This window comes from Roseovarius sp. (assembly GCF_027019125.1).
Classification (GTDB): domain Bacteria; phylum Pseudomonadota; class Alphaproteobacteria; order Rhodobacterales; family Rhodobacteraceae; genus Roseovarius.
The window spans coordinates 73018-92474 of the sequence record NZ_JALUXE010000027.1; the positions used below are offsets into that span (position 1 = coordinate 73018).

At 64.2% G+C, this 19457-nt stretch carries 17 protein-coding genes; 8 read left to right on the forward strand and 9 right to left on the reverse strand.

The genetic code is table 11. The features are described from left to right. Nucleotides 1-7: 7 nt before the first annotated feature. From MVC20_RS08600 to MVC20_RS08635, 8 genes are all read right to left on the reverse strand, one after another. Nucleotides 8-2101, reverse strand: coding sequence for an MlaD family protein (locus MVC20_RS08600; RefSeq protein WP_297540363.1), 2094 nt, complete (start codon nucleotides 2099-2101; stop codon nucleotides 8-10). After that, nucleotides 2098-2724 (reverse strand): paraquat-inducible protein A, encoded by a 627-nt coding sequence (locus MVC20_RS08605; protein ID WP_297540381.1) that lies wholly within the window; start codon nucleotides 2722-2724, stop codon nucleotides 2098-2100. The genes MVC20_RS08600 and MVC20_RS08605 overlap by 4 nt, the downstream gene beginning before the upstream one ends. After that, on the reverse strand, nucleotides 2721-3347 hold the full coding sequence (locus tag MVC20_RS08610; protein WP_297540383.1) for a paraquat-inducible protein A: 627 nt from the start codon (nucleotides 3345-3347) through the stop codon (nucleotides 2721-2723). The genes MVC20_RS08605 and MVC20_RS08610 overlap by 4 nt, the downstream gene beginning before the upstream one ends. Next, on the reverse strand, nucleotides 3344-4588 hold the full coding sequence (locus MVC20_RS08615) for a lytic murein transglycosylase (protein WP_297540384.1): 1245 nt from the start codon (nucleotides 4586-4588) through the stop codon (nucleotides 3344-3346). Before MVC20_RS08615 ends, MVC20_RS08610 begins: the two co-directional genes overlap by 4 nt. 257 nt (nucleotides 4589-4845) lie before the next feature. Then, nucleotides 4846-7011, reverse strand: coding sequence for a catalase/peroxidase HPI (gene katG / locus MVC20_RS08620; protein ID WP_297540386.1), 2166 nt, complete (start codon nucleotides 7009-7011; stop codon nucleotides 4846-4848). Between the two features lie 159 nt (nucleotides 7012-7170). Next, a complete protein-coding gene (locus MVC20_RS08625; protein WP_297540388.1) occupies nucleotides 7171-7590 on the reverse strand; it encodes a PaaI family thioesterase in 420 nt (139 codons plus the stop codon). Beyond that, nucleotides 7587-8609, reverse strand: a complete 1023-nt coding sequence (locus MVC20_RS08630) for a phosphotransferase family protein (protein ID WP_297540390.1) — start codon at nucleotides 8607-8609, stop codon at nucleotides 7587-7589. Before MVC20_RS08630 ends, MVC20_RS08625 begins: the two co-directional genes overlap by 4 nt. Next, complete coding sequence (locus tag MVC20_RS08635; RefSeq protein ID WP_297540392.1) at nucleotides 8606-10249, reverse strand: long-chain fatty acid--CoA ligase; 1644 nt, start codon at nucleotides 10247-10249, stop codon at nucleotides 8606-8608. Before MVC20_RS08635 ends, MVC20_RS08630 begins: the two co-directional genes overlap by 4 nt. A gap of 111 nt (nucleotides 10250-10360) precedes the next feature. On the opposite strand from MVC20_RS08635, the gene MVC20_RS08640 reads away from it, so the two are divergent. The 4 genes from MVC20_RS08640 to MVC20_RS08655 are packed head-to-tail and all read left to right on the forward strand — an operon-like array spanning nucleotide 10361 to nucleotide 14290. Then, on the forward strand, nucleotides 10361-11350 hold the full coding sequence (locus MVC20_RS08640; RefSeq protein ID WP_297540394.1) for a zinc ABC transporter substrate-binding protein: 990 nt from the start codon (nucleotides 10361-10363) through the stop codon (nucleotides 11348-11350). Continuing rightward, on the forward strand, nucleotides 11347-12138 hold the full coding sequence (locus tag MVC20_RS08645) for a metal ABC transporter ATP-binding protein (protein WP_297540396.1): 792 nt from the start codon (nucleotides 11347-11349) through the stop codon (nucleotides 12136-12138). The genes MVC20_RS08640 and MVC20_RS08645 overlap by 4 nt, the downstream gene beginning before the upstream one ends. A 2-nt stretch (nucleotides 12139-12140) precedes the next feature. Next, on the forward strand, nucleotides 12141-13340 hold the full coding sequence (locus MVC20_RS08650) for a metal ABC transporter permease (RefSeq protein ID WP_297540398.1): 1200 nt from the start codon (nucleotides 12141-12143) through the stop codon (nucleotides 13338-13340). Next, nucleotides 13340-14290: a metal ABC transporter permease gene (locus MVC20_RS08655; protein ID WP_297540400.1), complete on the forward strand. Its 951-nt coding sequence runs from the start codon at nucleotides 13340-13342 to the stop codon at nucleotides 14288-14290. Before MVC20_RS08650 ends, MVC20_RS08655 begins: the two co-directional genes overlap by 1 nt. Here MVC20_RS08655 and MVC20_RS08660 read toward each other — a convergent pair. Next, complete coding sequence (locus MVC20_RS08660) at nucleotides 14244-14993, reverse strand: WecB/TagA/CpsF family glycosyltransferase (protein ID WP_297540403.1); 750 nt, start codon at nucleotides 14991-14993, stop codon at nucleotides 14244-14246. The genes MVC20_RS08655 and MVC20_RS08660 overlap by 47 nt on opposite strands. A 209-nt stretch (nucleotides 14994-15202) precedes the next feature. Between MVC20_RS08660 and MVC20_RS08665 the strand changes: the two genes are divergently transcribed. Genes MVC20_RS08665 through MVC20_RS08680 form a run of 4 tightly spaced genes read left to right on the forward strand, consistent with a single transcriptional unit; the run spans nucleotide 15203 to nucleotide 19453 of the window. Further along, on the forward strand, nucleotides 15203-16357 hold the full coding sequence (locus MVC20_RS08665) for a Gfo/Idh/MocA family oxidoreductase (RefSeq protein WP_297540405.1): 1155 nt from the start codon (nucleotides 15203-15205) through the stop codon (nucleotides 16355-16357). Beyond that, nucleotides 16348-17247, forward strand: coding sequence for an NAD-dependent epimerase/dehydratase family protein (locus MVC20_RS08670; protein ID WP_297540407.1), 900 nt, complete (start codon nucleotides 16348-16350; stop codon nucleotides 17245-17247). The genes MVC20_RS08665 and MVC20_RS08670 overlap by 10 nt, the downstream gene beginning before the upstream one ends. Further along, nucleotides 17244-18491, forward strand: a complete 1248-nt coding sequence (locus MVC20_RS08675) for a glycosyltransferase (protein ID WP_297540409.1) — start codon at nucleotides 17244-17246, stop codon at nucleotides 18489-18491. The genes MVC20_RS08670 and MVC20_RS08675 overlap by 4 nt, the downstream gene beginning before the upstream one ends. Continuing rightward, entirely contained in the window at nucleotides 18488-19453 is a 966-nt protein-coding gene (locus tag MVC20_RS08680) for a glycosyltransferase family 2 protein (RefSeq protein WP_297540411.1), read from the forward strand. Before MVC20_RS08675 ends, MVC20_RS08680 begins: the two co-directional genes overlap by 4 nt. Nucleotides 19454-19457: the final 4 nt, after the last annotated feature.

The window sequence follows — 19457 nt, forward strand, 5'->3', positions numbered from 1 at the left end:
ATTCTTTCTATCGTCCCAACAGCAAGGAATTCGGATTGCGTTCAATCGCGCGGGCCAAGGATGACACGGCGCGGGCGGCACGTTCAACCTCGCGCATTGCCGCGCGGGCGTCGCGGCCCACGCCGTTGTCCGCAGCATAGCCTGCCAATGTGCCGCGCGCCTGTTCCAGCACCGCTTGGGCCTCGGCAATGAGGCCTGGCAGATCGCGACCGGCTTCGGCAAAGGTATCCGCCGCGTCGCGGGCCGAGCCGAGGGCCGCCGTGGCATTCTCGACTACGCCACCTTCGCGCAACTGCGCGAGCACATGACGCAACTCTTCAAGGGTCGTATTGAGCGTGCCGGGCAGCGCCTGCGCCCCCTCTCCCGCGATCAACGCGTCCGCGCTGCGAATGAGGGCGGTCAGCTCTGCGGCGAGGGCGTCAATCTCGACACTCTCGGCTTTTTGCGCCACGGCATCCAGCCGCGCGACAAGATCGGGTACGCCGCTGACCGCGTCGCTTACGCCCTGCGAGGCCGCGGAGGCATCGCTGAGCGCGGCACTCAGCTTGCTTGCCAGTGCCTCTTGCGCGATTTGCGCGACCAGCGTTTCCATTTCGGTCAACACCGCGTCAAGCCGCGCGGGCAGGGCCTGAACCTCTGGTGCACCGATCACGCCGCGTGTCTCATCCAAAAGCGCGTTGACGCTGCCCGGTATGTCGCGGGTCTCGCTACTCGAGACCAGAGCATTGGCGTTTTGCATGAGCGTGATCGCCTCGGCCATCACCTCTTCGATGGGCAGGGCGTTGATCCGCTCGAAGACGCCCGTCGCGGTGGCGGACACATCGGCGATCTCGCTTTCGGTGGTAGGCAGGAGCAGGTCGCCGCCCTCTATCGTTTCGATCTCGGCCGGGGGGGCATCGGGGACATCGACCAGTTCGATCTTGAGCCCGCCCGTCAGAAGCGAGGCCGAGGCGAGGCGCGCGCGCAGCCCCCGCGCGACGCTTTCGTGCAGATATTCCAATGCCGTGTCGCGCCCTGCGCCCCCCTCCAGCCCCAGCCGTCCGGGGCGTATCGCGAGATCAACCAAGAGCCGCACGCGCCCGTCGCCAAACCTGTCCTCGTCCACCACGCCGTTGAGAGCGCTCACCTGACCGATGCGCAGCCCGTTCCATTCCACCGGAGCATCGACGGTGAGGCCAGCAATATTGTCCTCGAACACGGCGGACAGCGTCAGGATCTCGCTATCGTCCCCGCGAAAGAGGCTGGCGCGGGCAGCGGATTCCTCGGGGTAGACCGTGTAGTCGTCCCCGGCGCGCGCGGCGGTGCCACCTGAAATCATCGTCTCGAACGTCACGCCACCCGACACAAGGGCTGCCACGGACGAAAAGTCGAGTTGCGCGCCAGCGGGCCCCAGAGAAAAGGAAAAGCCGGACGTGTCCCAAAACCGCGTGGCGCTGTTGATCAGCCGATCATGCGGGGCAAAGATCAGCGCCTCCGCTTCTGCCGAGGCCCCATCGGCAGTGATCCGCGGCCGCCCGATGCGCCCCACCTCGATACCGCGATAGACCACCGGCGCGCCCTCGACCAGCGAGGCACGTCCCTGCGCGCGCAGCATGAGGCGCAGACCGTCTTGTCCCACACGTTCCAGCGGCGCATCTGGCAGGCCGGTGATCTGCGTGACCGCGGCACCGGGGCTATTATCCCACAGACCCTCGATATACACGCCCGACAGCACCGTCCCGAGACCCGTCACCCCCCGCGCCGTGACTTGGGGGCGCACGACCCAGAATTGGGCATCCCCGTCGATATAGGGGGCTACCTCTTGATCCACGCGCACCTTGACCAGCACGCGGTCCAGCCCGGGCGCAAAGCTTACATCCTCAACCATCCCGACGGTGACATCGCGATAGCGCAATTCGGTCGTTCCCGCGCGCACGCCGGACGCGTTATCAAAAGCGATCTCGAGAAGTGGCCCACGTTCGGAATAGGCCTGCCATGCAACACCCAACACGACAAGCAGAGCCGCCAAGGGCACAAGCCAGATCACCGAGATGCGGTCGATCAGGTTGCGCCCTGCTGGGGTGACGGGGGGCTCTGGCGGCGGCGTGGCGGTTTGGGTCACGGTTGGCGGTCCTCTTGATCGTCAGGCGGGCGGGCGCTGTCCCAGATCATGCGGCTATCAAAACTCTGGGCTGAAAGCATGGTGAAAATCACCGAAAGGGCGAAAAACAGGCTGGCGCGCCCCGGCGTGATCGTGGCCAAGGCCTGCAATTGCACCAGAGATGACAGAATAGCCACAACGAAGACGTCGATCATGGACCAGCGGCCGATATATTCCACAATCTCGTAAAGCAGATGTTGCCGCGCCTGTGACAGGCGCGTGCCACGCCAGACGCCAAAGGCAAGGCCGGCCAACACGAGGAATTTGGCCACCGGGATCACCACACTGGCCACCAGAATGATCAGGGCCACGCCCCAGTTGCCATGCTGCGCCAATGTCACGGCACCGCCCACGATTGTGTCGGACTGCGTGCTGACCAATGTCCGCGTTTCTAGCATAGGGTAGAGGTTGGCGGGAATGTAACAGCCAAGACCCAACAACCACCATGCCCAGACCTTTTGCAGGGCCATGGGATCGCGGGAGTGCAAGATGCTGCCGCAGCGCGGACAAAGGGCCGTGCCGAGCGGGGCAACTCTCATACAACGGGTGCAGCCGACCAGGCCCATGTCGCGCGCGGTTCTCATTGATCCAGCGAGGCCCAGATCGAATAGCGGCACATCAGGCTGTCTGTCGCCACGACGAGCACCACAAGTATCGCGAACATCCACGCGGCCGGACCAAAGGCCACATCGGCCAAATCGCTCAGCTTGACCAAGGCAACCGCGCAGCCGATGGCGAAAATCTCGGCCATGGACCAAGGCACGAGCGCCTCGGAGAGGCGAAAGGCGGGGCGCGCAAGGGGCGCAGGCGGGCGGTCACGGATGATGGGGGCGAGCACATAGATCAACAAAAGCAGGCGCAGCGCCGGGATCACCACGATAAAGAAAAGCACGGCCACCGCCAGCACCGACAGCCCGCCCTCGAACACGAAAGCCGCCTGCAGGATGGATGCGTCATGATGCATCCCGCCCGCCCCGATGGACAGGAACGGAAAGAGCACCGCCGCCACGATGAGAATGAGCACCGTCAGCGCGAGGGAAATCAACTGTTTGCCCGCCTTGCGCCGGGGCGCGATCAGCACCGTATGGCAGCGTGCGCAAACTGCGCGTTGCCGCATCGCCACCTCTGGCGCTGTATAAACCAGATCGCAGGTCGGGCAGCAGATGAGGCCCGCCAGAGCGCCGCTGTCCGCCTCGCAGGCGCTCACGAGCGTTTCAGCAGCGCCAGCAGTTCCTGCGACGGCAGGCCATCTGGCGTCGCCCCCACGGATTGCTGAAAGGCGCGAATTGCGTTGATCGTGTTGGGGCCGATGATGCCGTCGATCTTTTCGATGGCGAAACCCTTGCGTTGCAGACGGCGCTGCATCTCCATCCTTTCCTCAAAGGACAGGGGGTTATAGCCGCGAGGCCAGGCCCCACGGATTTCAGGCCCTCCGCCGATCCGGTCCGACAGATGCCCGACGCCAAGCGCATAGGCATCAGAATTGTTGTAGCGCTTGATCACACCGAAGTTGTCAAAGACCATGAAGGCTGGCCCCTGAAGCCCCGCAGGCAAGAATATCGAGGCATTGCCGTAGTCGCGGACCGCGCGCCCATCCATGCCGACGACGCCTTGCGCCGCCCATTGCGACGGCAGGCGCTTGGCCTTGGCCGCCCCGGCGCTGAAGCCACGCGGCACTTGCACCTCGACACCCCAGGGCTGACCCTTGGTCCAGCCAAAGCGTTTGAGATAGGCTGCGGTCGAGGCGAGCGCATCGGTGGGGTTGTCCGACCATATGTCGCGCTTGCCGTCGCCCGTGAAATCCACCGCATAGGCAAGGTAAGAGGTGGGCATGAACTGCGTATGTCCCATGGCCCCGGCCCAAGAGCCCTTCATGTTCTCGGGCGTCACATCACCGGATTGCAGGATCTGCAAGGCGGCGATGAGCTGTTTTTCAAAGAATGCCCCGCGCCGCCCGTCATAGGCCAGCGTTGCCAACGATTGAATCAGCGGCAGATCGCCCAGCCGTTCGCCATAGGTGCTCTCCATGCCCCAGACGGCGGCAACAACCTCTTTTTCCACGCCGTAATGCGCCTCGATCCGTTCCAGCGCGCGACGTTGCTTGCGCAGCGCCTCTTGCCCGTTCTTGACCCGGACGGGTGAGATCGCGCTGTCGAGATAATCCCATATCTCGCGTTTGAACTCCGATTGGTTGCGGTCCTTGGACACGATCTCGGCATTGAAGGTCACGCCGCGAAAGGCGCGGTCAAACACCTGACCGCTGATCCCCTGCGACAGGGCGCGATTCCGGAAACCGGCAACCCAACTGTCGAAACGGGGATTCGCGTTGACCGGCACGATGGCGCTCTCTGACACGCCAGGGGGACGGATCTGGGGACGGAGGCTGCGTATCGGCACGTCACTGGCAACAATCACCGCCGCCGTGATGAGACCTGAACCGGGCCGCATCTGGGGGCGCAACGATTGCTCAACGGCCTGGGCCAACCCTGGGGATGCCCCGATCAGAACGCTCAGTAATCCTAGATATGCTGCTCGCATGGCCCGGCCTCTTTGTTGTGTGGCTCTGGTCTCAAGATAGCTCGATTGTTTCCGAATCAAAAGCGATCTCAGGATGTGCGCGCGCCGGATTGCCGATGACCCGGGTGCGAAACGAAAAGGCGCGGCGATGCCTCGCCGCGCCGTTCTATTTTCATCAAGGGAAGCGATCAGACCAGATCGAAGCGGTCTGCGTTCATCACCTTGGTCCACGCGGCGACGAAATCGCGCACGAATTTTTCGGGTGCGTCGTCCTGTGCATAGATTTCGGCATAGGCCCGCAGGATCGAATTCGACCCGAACACCAGATCGACACGGGTTGCGGTGTGTTTCACCGCGCCCGACTTGCGATCCACGATGTTATAGGTGCCATCGCCATTCGGCTCCCACTTGTAGCTCATGTCAGTGAGCGTGGTGAAGAAGTCCGTCGTCAGCGCACCCACCTTGTCGGTAAAGACACCATGGGCCGTGCCGCCGTGGTTGGTCCCCAGAACCCGCATGCCGCCGATGAGGCAGGTCATCTCATGCGCGCTGAGACCCATGAGCTGTGCCCGGTCGAGCAGCATTTCCTCGGGGGACACGACGTAGTCCTTCTTGAGCCAGTTGCGGAAGCCATCGGCCAGCGGTTCCAACGGGCCAAAGGACTCGGCATCGGTCATCTCTGCGGTCGCGTCGCCGCGACCGGGAGCAAAGGGCACCTCGATCTCGAAACCTGCGGCTTTGGCCGCCTGTTCGATGCCGACATTCCCTGCCAGAACGATCACATCCGCCACACTTGCGCCGGTCTCTGCCGCGATGGGCTCGAGCGAGGCCAGCACTCGCGCCAGACGGGCAGGTTCATTACCTTCCCAGTCCTTTTGCGGGGCCAGACGGATGCGCGCGCCATTGGCACCGCCACGCAGGTCCGAGCCGCGGAACGTGCGCGCGCTATCCCATGCGGTGGCAACCATGTCCGACAGGCTCAGACCGCTTGCGGCGATCTTGGCCTTGACGGCGGCGACGTCGTAGCCGGTCGTGCCTGCGGGGATCGGGTCTTGCCAGATCAGATCCTCTTGCGGGGCGTCCGGGCCGATGTAGCGGGTCCGGGGGCCCAGATCACGGTGGGTCAGCTTGAACCACGCGCGGGCAAAGCAATCCTCGAAATAGGCCTGATCGGCCATGAACTTTTCGCAGATGGCGCGATAGGTCGGGTCCATCTTCATTGCCATGTCCGCATCGGTCATCATCGGCATCACGCGCTTGGTCTCGTCGGTCGGGTCGACCGGCATGTCCTCTTCGCGAATGTCGATGGGCCGCCATTGCTGCGCGCCCGCCGGGGATTTGGTGAGTTCCCACTCATAGCCGAACAGAAGTTTGAAATAGCCCATGTCCCATTTGGTCGGGTGGGTGGTCCATGCGCCCTCGATACCCGAGGTCACGGCATTGGTAGCCTTGCCGCCAAGGTTGGGGTTGACCCAGCCAAAGCCCTGATTTTCCACATCTGCCGCTTCCGGCTCTGCGCCCAACGCGGACGCATCACCGTTGCCATGCGCCTTGCCGACCGTGTGGCCGCCGCAGGTCAGGGCCGCGGTTTCCTCGTCATTCATGGCCATGCGGGCGAAGGTTTCACGCACCTGACCGGCGGTTGCCAGAGGATCGGGTTTGCCGTTCACGCCTTCGGGATTCACATAGATCAGGCCCATCTGCACGGCGGCAAGAGGGTTCTCCATGGTGGCCGGGTTCTCGACGCTCTCATAGCGGCTGTCAGAGGGGGCCAGCCATTCTTTTTCCGCGCCCCAGTAGGTGTCTTTCTCGGGGTGCCAGATGTCTTCGCGACCGAAGGAGAAGCCAAAGGTTTTCAGCCCCATCGACTCATAGGCCATGTTGCCCGCGAGCAGGATCAGGTCGGCCCAGCTCAGCTTGTTGCCGTATTTCTTCTTGACCGGCCAGAGCAGGCGGCGGGCCTTGTCGAGGTTGCCATTGTCCGGCCAGCTGTTCAGGGGCGCAAATCGGATGTTGCCATGACCGCCGCCGCCACGCCCATCGGCCAGACGGTAGGAGCCGGCGGAATGCCATGCGAGACGGATCATCAGGCCGCCGTAATGGCCCCAGTCAGCCGGCCACCACTCCTGACTGTCGGTCAGGAGCGCCTTGACATCGGCCTTGACCGCCTCGAAGTCGAGCGTCTTGACCTCTTCGGCATAGTTGAAGTCTGCGCCGAGCGGATTGGTTTTCTGGTCATGCTGATGCAGGATGTCGAGATTGAGGGATTTGGGCCACCAATCGATGACGGTGGTGCCGGTTTCGGTCACGCTGCCATGCATGACCGGGCATTTGCCGATGTTGTTGCCGTCCATTTTTGTCTCCTACCTGGTGCGTTGTCGTTGGTGGGTGGTCTGGATGCGCCGCTGAGAGTGCGACCGATTTCATGGGCCACGCGCGTTATCCTCGGGCGGTGTAACAGATGCTTTTAATAATTAATAATTGGATTTGCTAAACGTAATCATAATTCAAGATTATTGTGTGTGGTCTCGCCGCAGTCGAAATACGCCAGAACCAGTGGCGATGAGAGTGCCGTCATCATCCCACACCTTGCCTTCAGCGAAATAGGTGGATTTGCCGCCGCCCGTCCGCCGTGCCTCGGCCATCAGCTTTGTTCCGGTGGCCTGACCCAGATAGCTGACCGTCAGCGACAGGGTGAGCGCCATCTGCTGCCGCGCGGGATCGCCGGTATAGCACCCTGAAAACCCCATCGCGGTATCGAGCAGCGTGGCGTGAATGCCGCCATGGGGCAAGCCTTGGCGGTTCATCAGGAACGGTTCCAGCGGCAATTCCAGCCGCGCAAAGTCCTTGGACCAGGCAATCAGGCGATATCCAAGATGGGTTTGCAGCGCCGAGGGCGGTTCGAGCAGGTTCGGGTCGAGGTCTTGGGTCATGACTTGTCCTTGGTGGCGCTCAGGCCCGCGCGGGCGAATTCCGGCACATAGTCCCCAAGCCGCAGGCCGCGTGCGGGGTCAGAGGCATTGCCATCCAACGCGCGTTTCTTGACGCCTTGCAGAATGGCCGCCATGCGGAAATAGCTGAAGGCGAGGTAGAAATGGAACCCCTCGATGGGTGCAATCCCGCGCCGTTCGCAATAGCGGGCGATAAATTCCGCATCCGACCAGAGACCAAGTGCTGCGCGGTCCACACCTGATAGGCCGCGCCCCTCTGCGGTGGCGGGCATCGACCATTGCATGATCACGGCAGCAAGGTCGGCGTAGGGGTGGCCGAGCGTGGATAACTCCCAGTCCAACACAGCAACACAGCCAGTGCCCTCGGGTTCAAAGAGCAGATTGTCGAGCCGGTAGTCGCCATGCACCAGAGTGCGTTGCCCGTCGTCGTCGGGAATATGCGCATCGAGCCATGCCATGAGGGCGGTCATGTCGGGCAGGTCTTCGGTGGCGGTCGCAGTATATTGCGCGCACCAGCGATCCACCTGACGGCGATAGTAATTACCGGAGGGGCCATAATCCGTGAGGCCCGTCGCCAGGAGGTCCACCTCGTGTATGGCGGCCAGAACGCGGTTCATCTCGTCGATGATGGCGTGGCGTTCGGGCGGGTTGAGGCCGGGCATCGATGGGGCGTCAAAGGTGCGGCCCTTGACCTCGTCCATGATGTAAAAGGGTGTGCCGATGACACGCTCATCCTCGCAAAGAATATGCATGTGCGCCACGGGAACCGATGTGCCTTGGAGCGCCCGCTGCACGCGGAATTCCCGCTCGACCGCATGGGCGGATTTCAAGAGCACGCCGGGCGGTTTGCGGCGCAGGACGTAGCTGCATTTGGGCGTGGTCAGGCGGTAGGTCGGGTTGGATTGTCCGCCGCTGAATTTCTGTGCCGTCAGCGGCCCTTCGAAGCCGGGCAGATGCGCGGCAAGCCATGTCGCGACGGCATCGGTATCAAGCGTGCTCATGCACCGTCCCCGCGTAGGTCGGGGTGGATGTAGTCCCCAAACTGCTCGCGCAACGTGAGCTTCGAGACCTTGCCCGTGGCGGTCAACGGCAGCGCCTCGACCCAAAGCAGATCGTCAGGCAATTGCCATTTGGCGAAATGCGTTTCCATATGGGTGCAGACCTCTGCCAGCGTCGGGCGCTCTGCCCCTGCGGCCACCGCCACAAGCACCGGGCGTTCATCCCATTTCGGATGCGGCACGGCGATCACCGCGCAGGCGGCAATGCCGGGATGCGAGAGGGCGGCGTTTTCCAGATCAATCGAGCTGATCCATTCGCCCCCTGATTTCACCAGATCCTTGGAACGGTCTCGGATCGTGAGCCGGCCTTCGGGGCTGACCGAGGCGACATCGCCAGTGCCAAACCAGCCCTCGGCATCCATCGCGGCGCGCGTGGCCTCGGGGTTCTCGAAATATCCGCTGATGACGGTATTGCCGCGAATGAAGAGTTCGCCCGCCGACTGTCCGTCATGCGGCAGGCGTTGGCCCGCGTCATCGACGATCTTGTACTCCACTCCAAAGAGGCGTCGCCCGGCGCAGCATTTGGCGGCGATACGCTCTGCCAGCGGTGCCGCCTGCAGCTCTGGCGAAAGAACGCCATAAGCGCCGATCGGACTGGTTTCGGTCATGCCCCAGGCCTGCGAAACCACGACGCCGCGCGTCTCATAGGCCTCTATCATCACGCGCGGCATGGCCGAGCCGCCGACCACCAGATCGGCAAATCCTGATGGAACGCGCCCCTGTGCCTTGATTTCCGCCAGCAGCCCCGCCCAGACCGTGGGCACGCCCCAGGCGGAATAGACCCCCTCCGCGTCCATCAGACGAAAGAGGCTTGTCCCGTCAAGATTGGGCCCTGGCATCACCAGCGTCATTCCGGTGAGCGGCGCGACATAGGGCAGTCCCCACGCGTTGACGTGAAAAAGCGGCACCACGGGCAGCGCTCGCGCCCCGGCGCGAAAGCTCGAGGTCTGGCAGAGCGGCACTTGCAGCGCATGCAAGAGCGTGGAGCGGTGGGTGTAGAGCGCGCCCTTGGGGTTGCCGGTCGTGCCGGAGGTGTAGCAAAGACCAGCGGCGGTATCTTCGGGAAAGCTGGGCCAGTCAAAATCGGGGGACTGCGCCGCCAGCAACTCTTCGTAGCAGAGCGCGTCAAAGGCGCAGTCGGGCATGTGCCCGCGGTCGGTCAGGATGACAAAGCGCAGGTCGGGTGGCAAGTCGGACAAGAGCGCCTCGATCAGCGGCACAAAGGTGAGATCGAGAAACAAGATCCGGTCGCCGGCATGGGCGATGATATAGAGCAATTGCTCGCGTGACAGCCGCGGATTGAGAGTGTGGCACACCGCACCGATGCCCGAAATCCCGTAATACAGCTCGAAATGCCGGTGTCCGTTCCATGCCAGCGTGCCGATCCGGTCGCCCGGTTCTACACCCAGTGATGTAAGCGCCTGCGCCAGCTGCGCCGCCCGCGCCAGCGTTTGCGGGTAGGTCTGGCGGTGCAGATCGCCCTCGACCCGCGCGGACACGATGCCTTCGGTGGCATGTGCCTCGGCGGCGTGCAACAGGATGTCGATGATCCTGAGCGGCCGATGCATCATCTGGCCCTGCATGGTGTTTCCCTCCCTCGTGCCTCGACCGCGACGGTGGCATGAAAGTGGAGGGGGATCAATCGGGGTGGAGGAGGCCTTGACTTGTTGCGAATAATTCTCATATTCATTCTCATGTTACATCGCATCGCAACTTCTTCCCCTCTGACCCGTCGCCGTGCGCTTGGCCTTGCGCTGGGTGCCGTGGCCCTTACCTCGCGGCCATCCCTTGCCCAAACCGCCCCGTTAGAGGTGGTCGCCACCACCGGCATGATTGCGGATGCGGCCCGCGTTGTGGGCGGCGACCACGTGCAGGTGCGCGCCCTCATGGGGCCGGGGATTGATCCGCACTCCTATCGTCAGACCCGCAGCGACATTGCAGCGCTTGCGCGAGCCGATCTGGTGCTCTGGCACGGGCTCTATCTCGAGGCGCAGATGGAGGAGTTTCTCCTCAAGCTGGCGGCGCGGTCGCCGGTCGTTGCCGTTGGCGAGGCGGTGCCGGAGAGCGCGCGCATCGCGCATGAGGATTACGAGGGGCGGTATGATCCTCACGTCTGGATGGTGCCGGAGCTATGGGGCGCGGTGGTGGACCGCATCACCGAAGCGCTGAGTGCCGCAAGACCGGAGAGTGCGCAGCTCTTTGTCGCCAATGCCGCGCGCTACAAGGACGATTTGGCGCGGCTGAACATCTATGCAAAGGATGTTTTGGCCTCTGTGCCTGAACCGGCCCGCGTGCTGGTCACGGCGCATGATGCCTTTGGCTATTTTGGCCGTGCTTATGGCTACCGCGTCGAGGGTATCCAGGGGTTGTCCACGGAATCCGAGGCCGGTCTCGCGCGTATCCGTGATCTCGTTGATCTGTTGGTCAGCCGTCAAATCAAGGCGGTTTTTGTCGAAAGCACCGTTTCGGATCGCAATATCCGCGCGCTGATCGAGGGGGCGGCAGCACAGGGCCATGAGGTGATCGTCGGCGGCGAGCTGTTCTCGGATGCCATGGGCACGCCCGGCACCTATGAGGGTAGCTATCTGGGCATGATCGACCATAATGTAACCACCATCGCCGCTGCATTGGGCGGCACCGCCCCGTCGCGGGGCATGGATGGCAACCTGTCAGCAGGGGGATGAGAATGCCATTGGAACTGGTCGGATCACGGCCCGCACCCGACACCGACAGTCCCCTGTCGATCCGGGGTCTGACAGTGTCCTATGGTGAAAAGCCAGCGGTTTTTTCCGTTGATGTCAGCTTTCGCCCCGGTCAGATGACGGCCATTGTCGGCCCGAATGGCGCGGGCAAATCGACGCTTCTCAAGGCCGCACTCGGGATCATCCGGCCCCTGTCCGGGCAGGTCACAAGCCTGGGCCGTCCGCTGAACGAGCGGCGCGCGCGGATTGCCTATGTGCCACAGCGCGCCAGTGTGGATTGGGATTTCCCGGCTCGCGTGCTCGATGTCGTGATGATGGGTCTCTCCCGCGAATTGGGCCTCTTGGGGCGGATCCGGGCGAGCCACCGCGCCCGCGCCGTGGCCAGTCTCGAGCGGGTCGGGATGGCGGGCTTCGCCCATCGCCAGATCGGGCAGCTTTCGGGCGGGCAGCAACAGCGCGTGTTTCTGGCGCGGGCCTTGGCGCAAGAGGCGGATCTGTATCTCTTGGACGAGCCCTTTGCCGGGGTCGATGCGGCCACGGAAAAGGCAATCATCGCGGTGCTGCACGAGCTTCGGGCCGAGGGCAAGACGGTGATTGCCGTGCATCACGATCTGGCCACGGTGGCAGATTATTTCGACCGTGTGTTTCTCATCAACACCACCGCAATTGCCGAAGGACCGGTGGCCGAGGTGTTTACCCCGGACCATTTGCAAACCGCCTATGGCGGTCGGCTGGCGCTCGCGCAAATGGGTGGCGCGGCGGCGGGCTGAGCATGCTTTGGGACGCGCTCACCCTGCAACTGGGATACAACGCCACGCTGGTCACGCTGGGGGCCATGATGCTGGGCGTGGGCGCAGGGGCCACGGGCACTTATCTCTATCTGGGCAAGCGTGCGCTGGTGTCGGATGCCATCAGCCATGCCACTCTGCCGGGCGTCGTTCTGGGATTCATGCTGATGGTAGCGCTTGGCGGCGAAGGTCGGTTTCTGCCCGGCCTCATGCTGGGGGCGGCGCTGTCGGCGGGGCTTGGCCTACTCGCCGTCACATGGCTGACAACGCGCACGCGGTTGCATGAAGATGCAGCGATTGGCGCGGTCCTGTCGGTATTCTTCGGCTTCGGCGTTGTCCTGCTGACAGTGGTGCAGGTCATGGATGCCGGGCGTCAGGCAGGGCTTGAGACCTTTCTTCTCGGGGCCACGGCGGGGATGCTGCGCGATGAGGCGCTGACCATTGCCTTGGGTGGCGCTGCGGTGCTCGCGCTGGTGCGTCTCTTGCATCGGCCCATGATCCTCGTGGCTTTTGACCCCGAATATGCGGTGGGGCAGGGGATGCGGCTGGCACGTGTCGATCTGGCGATGATGGGGTTGGCATTGGCCATCACCGTGACGGGGCTCAAGGTGGTGGGCCTCGTCCTTATCGTCGCGCTCTTGATCATCCCGCCGGTGGCGGCGCGGTTCTGGTCCGAACGTGCAGGCCATGTGGTGATGATCGCGGGCGCAATAGGCGGTGTCGCGGGCTATCTGGGGGCTGCGATTTCGGCCACGGCACCCGACCTGCCGACCGGGCCTCTAATCGTGCTGGCGGCCTTTGCGCTGTTCGTTCTGTCGCTTCTAATGGCGCCCGGTCGGGGTGTGCTGGCCGCGGCGGTGCGGCATCTGCGGTTTCAGCGACGGGTGCATCTGCGTCAGGGGCTGTTGGCATTGGCGGCAGGGCAACCGGTCTATGAGCCGCTGACCCTGCGCCTGATGCGCCACGCCGGTCTGGCGCGGGCGGATGGCGTCGCGACCGAGGCAGGGCGCGCCATGGCGGCACGTGCCCGACTGGACGAGCGGCGCTGGCAAATCCTGCGCTCGGACCCGGCGTTCGAGGCGGCGGCGGCGCGCTATGACGGGCTGACCCCCTTGGAGGAGGTGCTGACAGACGATCAGATTGCAGCCCTTGACCGGGGGCTTGGGCCGGAGGGAACGGTGTGATGGGACAGGATTTTGTCATGCTGTCGCTCACGCCGCTGCTGATTGGCATTGCAGCGGCGGTGGCCTGTGCGCTGCCGGGCAACTTCCTGCTGTTGCGGCGGCAGGCGTTGATCGGGGATGCGATCAGCCATGTGGTTCTGCCGGGTATCGTGGCGGGATTCCTTGTTACCGGTATGGTCGCCACCGGGCCGATGATGCTGGGGGCGGCAACGGCGGCGCTGATAGCCGTTATCCTGATCGAGGCAATCCGCCGTCTGGGCCGGATCGAGCCGGGGGCGGCGATGGGCGTGGTCTTTACCGCCATGTTTGCGGGTGGTGTGCTGCTCTTGGAACAAAGTGCTGCGTCCGGCGTGCATCTTGATGTGCAACATGCGCTGTATGGCAATCTTGAAAGCCTGATCTGGCTGGATGGTTACGGCTGGGGAGCGCTGACTGATCCGGCGGCCTTGGCGGGATTGCCGCCGGAATTGGGGCGCATGGGCGCTGTGCTGGCCTTCACCGCGCTCTTTGTTGTGTTGCTTTGGCGGCCGCTCGTGATGGCCACCTTTGACGAGGGGTTCGCCCGCGCCATGGGCATTCCAACGGCCATTTTAGGGTTGGCATTGGTGGCGGTGGCGGCTGTGTCGGCAGTGGCGGCCTTTGATGCGGTGGGGTCGATCATCGTGATCGCGATGTTCATCTGCCCGCCTGCAACTGCCCGGCTGATGACGGACCGCTTGGGGCGTCAGGTGGCGTGGAGCGTTGTTTTTGCCACGCTGTCGGCGGTCTTGGGCTATGTACTGGCGGGCTATGGTCCGCTCTGGCTGGGCTATGACAATGCAGTCAGCGCGGCCGGCATGATCGCTACGGTGTCAGGCGTGATCCTCGGCCTTGCGGCGCTGTTTGGTCTGCGTCGGCAGAGCGTCAGCCGCGCAGACGCCACGCCGCAATTATCAAGCCCGGCAGAATAACCGCACAGCGCGCATAGCGCGGCAGCATCCGACGCGGGCTTGTGAGCGCGCGCCAAAGCCATTCAAGCGCCAGACGTCGCATCCAAAGAGGTGCACGCGACTGTACCCCTGCGATGAAATCGAGCCCGGCCCCGATACTGGCAAAGCCCATTTGCGGGAGAGCGGTATGGGCGCGCGCGGCGAGAATCTCTTGCCTGGGCGCGCCAAGCGCCAAAAGGCAGAGCCCCGCGCCAGAGGCGCGCAGCGCGGCGATCACCTCGGCCCCCTGTTGGCTCGCCGGATCGAACCCCATGGGCGGCGCGACCCGCGCGGCGATCACCAGCCCCGGCACGCGGGCGCAGAGCCCCTCGCCTGCGGCGCGCAGGGCATCTTCGGTGCTCCCCACAAGGGCCACGCTGACCCCCGCCTCAGCCGCCAGGCGTGCAATTGGCACCACCATATCCGCCCCCGGCACCAGCCCCACTGGACGCCCGGCAATGCGCGAGAGCCAAACCACCGGGTTCCCATCCGCAACCACCAGATCATGCTGCATATAGGCCGCCAGAAACGCAGGATCGTGACGCAACTTCACCAGATGGTCGAGATTGAGCGTTGCCAAGGCAAAGCCACGCCGCGCGCGCAACCGCTCGCTCAGGACAGACAGCAGGCGTGGGGTATCGCGGGGTGCAACCCGTATCACCTGATCCTGAATGTGAAATTTCACCCGAACCCCCTGCGACAGTCGCGGCCTTTAATGCTATATCAACTGTGACCCGTGGTGACACTAGGGCGAAATTGCGCGGCTTTCACGGCACTGCGGCCAGTACCTGTGCCCGCGTTCCGTCGGGCGCGTGCAAAGGCTTGAAACTGTAGGGAAATGGTCAGATTCTCGCCATGATCCTGTGATTATCCAGAGGGCGAGACACAGGGGCAATGATGCAGGCAGAGGGCAAAGGGAACAGCAGCCGAGAGGCGAGGCTGGGGCGCGTGGCGCTGGTAGGCTGCGGATTCGTGGCCGATCTCTACATGCGGTCGCTCGCGGCCCATCCCGAGATTACCGTGATCGCCGCCCATGACCACGACCCGGCGCGACTGGCTGCCTTTGCGGCGCATTGGGGTCTTGTGGCAGAACCGACGCTTGCGGCGCTTTTGGCGCGGCTTGGCCCCGACGATGTCGTGCTGAACCTGACCAACCCCTCGGCGCATTATGCCGTGAGCCGCGCCTGTCTGGAGGCAGGGCATCATGTGTGGTGCGAAAAACCCCTGACGCTGGAGCTGTCGCAGGCCCGCGCCCTGCATGATCTGGCAGAGGTGCGCGGGTTGATGCTGGCGTCGGCGCCTTCATCTGTGTTGGGCGAGGCGGCGCAGGTGCTGATCGGTGCGGTGCGGCGCGGGGTGGCGGGCACGCCGCGGCTGATCTATGCCGAGATGGACGACGGGTTCATCCCCCAAGCCCCCTACGTCAAATGGCAGAGCGAGAGCGGAGCACCCTGGCCTCATGCCGACGAATTCGCGGTTGGCTGCACGCTGGAGCATGCGGGCTATGTGCTGAGCTGGCTCATTGCCATGTTTGGCAGCGTGACGCGGGTGGTGTCGGCCACTGCCGAGGTTATCCCGGACAAACCCGGTGACGCGCACGCGCCCGATGTTTCGGTGGCCGCGCTCTATTTCGAGGCAGGCCCGATGGCGCGGCTCACCTGCTCGATCGTGGCCTCTCATGACCACCGGCTGCGCGTGTTCGGCGACTCTGGCGTTTTGCAGGTGCGCGAGGTGTGGAACAATGCAGCCGCGGTGCGATTTCACCGCCGTTTCACGCTGCGGCGCAGGCTGATCGAGCACCCATTCGGGCGGCGCATCCGCGCGCGTGGTCCCTCGCATCCCAAGGTGGGGAGGTGGGGTGCGGCGTCGATGAATTTCGCGCTTGGTCCAGCCGAGATGTTGGCGGCACTGGCCGAAGGGCGCGCCTGTCGACTGACCAACGCCATGGCGCTGCACCTGACCGAGGTGACGCTGGCCCTTCAGGGCCCAAGTGGCGTGGTCGAGATCGAGAGCCGCTGCGACCCTATGGAGGTGGCAACATGGGCCTGAACCTACTTGTCACCGGGGCCGGTGGGTTTCTGGGCCGCGCTGTGGTTGCAGAAGCCCGCGCGCGCGGGCACACGGTGCGCCCAGTGACGCGCGCCGAAGTCGATCTGGCATCAGGGGATCTGAGTGGGCTTCTGGACGGGATAGAGTGCGTGATCCATTTGGCGGGGTCTCTTTCGGGGGATTGGGCCGTGCAGACGCGCGATACGCTTAGTGCCACGCGGCGCCTCATTGCCGCCATGCAGGCGCAGACCCTTCCGCCACGTCTGGTGCTGGCCAGCTCCATTGCCGTCTACAGCGCCGATGCATCGGGCGTTGTCACCGAGGCCACGCCGCTCGAGGATCGACCGGAGCGGCGCGATGCCTATGCCCGCGCCAAGCTCGCACAGGAAGACTTGATGCGTGACAGCGGCCTTCGCCATACGATCCTGCGTCCCGGCGCGATCCTTAGGCCGGATCGGGTGATGACCGCGCATCTGGGGCCGAGGATGGGTCGCACGCTTATCCTGATGGAGCGGGGGGGTGAGGTGCCGGTGGTGTCGCTCAGAGATTGCGCGCGTGCCTTTGTTCTGGGGGCAGAGGCATCGGGCGAGGGGCGGGCGTTGAATATTCTCGGGGCGGATCGGCCTTCGCGGGCGCGATACGTCGCGGCGCTGCGGCGCACAGGCTGGCCCCACCATGTACTTCCGCTCAACTGGCGGATGGTAGCACCCTTGGCATGGCTTCTCTCACCACTTGGCGCGCGTGTGCCGGGCCTCTTGCGCCCTGCCGTTTTGCGCGCACGGATGCGACCGGTTCGCTATGACATCACGGCGGCGGAGTTGGCGCTTGGCTGGGTGCCGCAGGATGATTTCGACACCGCCCTCGCGCGGGCGCAGGAGGGGGCGGCATGAGCCTGCGCATCGCGTATCTGACCGGCGAGTATCCGCGCGCCACCGATACCTTCATCCAGCGCGAGGTGGCGGCGCTGCGCGCGCGGGGGCTCATGGTCGAAACATGTTCGATCCGCCGCACCGGGGCCGAACATCACACCGGACCCGAGCAACGGGCCGAGGCGGCGGGGACATTTCACGTGTTGGAAACCGCCCTTTCGCCCCGCCACCTGATCGCGGCGCATCTGGCGGCGTGGCGCAGGCCGGGGGCGTGGCTGCGCGCCTTGCGTCTGGCGTGGCGCACCAGCCCCGGGGGTATCAAGGCGACGCTATACCAGTTCATCTATCTCGCCGAGGCTGCGGTTCTGGCGCAACACCTGCGCGCGAAGGGCCTGACCCATTTGCATAATCACATCGCCAAATCGAGCTGCACGGTGGCGATGCTCATGTCCGAAATGTCAGGTATTCCCTACAGCTTCACGCTGCACGGGCCGGATATCTTCTACGAACCCTATCGCTGGCGGTTGGATGAAAAGATTGCCCGCGCGCGCTTTGTCGCCTGTATCAGCCATTTTGCCCGCTCGCAGGCGATGGCCTTTTCCGATCCCCGGCATTGGCACAAGTTGCATATCGTGCATTGCGGGGTGGATCCTGCACGCTATGCCCCCCCTGCCACGCCCGCGCCCGCGCATCTGCTCTTTGTGGGCCGTCTGGCGGCGGTCAAGGGCGTGCCGATGCTCTTTGATGCCCTGCGCGACCTGAGCCCGAAGCATCCTGCGCTGCACCTGACACTGGTGGGCGATGGACCAGAGCGCGCCATGCTGGAGCGGCGTGCCGGTGAAATGGGCCTCGCGTCGCGGATCACCTTTGCGGGCTACAAATCTCAGGCCGAGGTGGCGGATCTGCTGCGCACGGCGACGGCTCTTGTCCTGCCAAGCTTTGCCGAAGGCGTGCCAGTCGTGCTGATGGAAGCGATGGCGGCGCGGGTGCCGGTCGTGACAACGCGTATCGCGGGCGTGCCGGAACTGGTCGAAGATGGGGTGAGCGGTCTCTTGGTGCCCCCCGGTGATGCCCATGCCCTCCAGGTGGCAATTGGGCGTTTGCTCTACGATAGGCATCTGTGCCGGGATATGGGCGAGGCGGGGCGGCTGCGGGTTGAGGCCGAATTTGCCTCGGATCACGAGGCGGCATGGCTTGCCGCGCTCTTTTCAGGATACTCTACCGGTGTTCCGCCTGAATCCCTCCGGCCAAAGGACAGCCCATGACCCTGCGCATTGCGGTTGTTCTGATCGGACGAAATGAGGGTGCGCGTCTCGTCGCAAGCTTGGACTCGCTCAACGGGCGGGGCGTGCGGGTGGTCTATGTCGATAGCGGATCGAGCGACGGCAGCGTGGCGGCGGCGCAGGCGGCGGGGGCCGAGGTGGTGGAGTTGGACACATCCACGCCCTTCACCGCCGCGCGCGCGCGCAACGCGGGTTTTGCCGCCCTGGCCCCGGATTGGCCCGATGCGGTGCAATTCATCGACGGTGATTGCATCGTGGTGCCAGACTGGATCGACCGGGCGGCGGCGGCGCTGATGGCGGATGATGGGATCGGCCTTGTGACCGGCTGGCGCTCGGAAATCTATCCCGCGGCGTCGGTCTACAATGCGCTCTGCGATCACGAGTGGCACCGGCCAGCGGGCGAGATCACGGCCTGTGGCGGCGACATGATGCTGCGGGTCGCAGCCTATCAAGAGGTCGGAGGCTTTGATGCGTCGGTCATCGCCGCCGAAGATGACGAGTTGTGTCAACGGCTGCGCAAGGCAGGCTGGCGCCTGATCCGTTTGCCGCATCCGATGACCCGGCACGATGCCGCGATGCGGACTTTTGGGCAATGGTGGCGGCGCGCGGTGCGGACGGGGCATGGGTTTGCACAAGTTGGGGATTTGCACCCCGGCTATTTTACGCGAGAGAGGGCGCGGGCCTGGCTCTATGGTCTGGTCTTGCCTCTGTTGGCTTTCGCGGGGTTCTTCTGGTTTCCGCTTTTGGTGGCCGTGGTGGCTACTTACGCGATGTCCTATGTCAAGACGGCGCAGGGATTGCGCAAGTCTGGAATGGGCACGCGGGCGGCGCTGCATCAGGCGGTCTTTCTCAGCCTGTCCAAATTTCCAAACCTGATTGGCATGCTGACCTATCGCTTGCGCAAGCGGCGGGGTGCGGCAATGCGGATCATCGAATACAAGTGAGCAA

Bases quoted from the DNA above. Each gene is read 5' to 3' on its own strand.
- MVC20_RS08670 (WP_297540407.1), top strand. From the start codon at position 16,348: ATGGGCCTGAACCTACTTGTCACCGGGGCCGGTGGGTTTCTGGGCCGC.
- MVC20_RS08680 (WP_297540411.1), top strand. From the start codon at position 18,488: ATGACCCTGCGCATTGCGGTTGTTCTGATCGGACGAAATGAGGGTGCG.
- katG (WP_297540386.1), bottom strand. From the start codon at position 7,011: ATGGACGGCAACAACATCGGCAAATGCCCGGTCATGCATGGCAGCGTG.
- MVC20_RS08625 (WP_297540388.1), bottom strand. From the start codon at position 7,590: ATGACCCAAGACCTCGACCCGAACCTGCTCGAACCGCCCTCGGCGCTG.
- MVC20_RS08630 (WP_297540390.1), bottom strand. From the start codon at position 8,609: ATGAGCACGCTTGATACCGATGCCGTCGCGACATGGCTTGCCGCGCAT.
- MVC20_RS08615 (WP_297540384.1), bottom strand. From the start codon at position 4,588: ATGCGGCCCGGTTCAGGTCTCATCACGGCGGCGGTGATTGTTGCCAGT.
- MVC20_RS08635 (WP_297540392.1), bottom strand. From the start codon at position 10,249: ATGCAGGGCCAGATGATGCATCGGCCGCTCAGGATCATCGACATCCTG.
- MVC20_RS08655 (WP_297540400.1), top strand. From the start codon at position 13,340: ATGGGACAGGATTTTGTCATGCTGTCGCTCACGCCGCTGCTGATTGGC.
- MVC20_RS08605 (WP_297540381.1), bottom strand. From the start codon at position 2,724: ATGAGAACCGCGCGCGACATGGGCCTGGTCGGCTGCACCCGTTGTATG.
- MVC20_RS08650 (WP_297540398.1), top strand. From the start codon at position 12,141: ATGCTTTGGGACGCGCTCACCCTGCAACTGGGATACAACGCCACGCTG.
- MVC20_RS08675 (WP_297540409.1), top strand. From the start codon at position 17,244: ATGAGCCTGCGCATCGCGTATCTGACCGGCGAGTATCCGCGCGCCACC.
- MVC20_RS08645 (WP_297540396.1), top strand. From the start codon at position 11,347: ATGAGAATGCCATTGGAACTGGTCGGATCACGGCCCGCACCCGACACC.
- MVC20_RS08665 (WP_297540405.1), top strand. From the start codon at position 15,203: ATGATGCAGGCAGAGGGCAAAGGGAACAGCAGCCGAGAGGCGAGGCTG.
- MVC20_RS08640 (WP_297540394.1), top strand. From the start codon at position 10,361: ATGTTACATCGCATCGCAACTTCTTCCCCTCTGACCCGTCGCCGTGCG.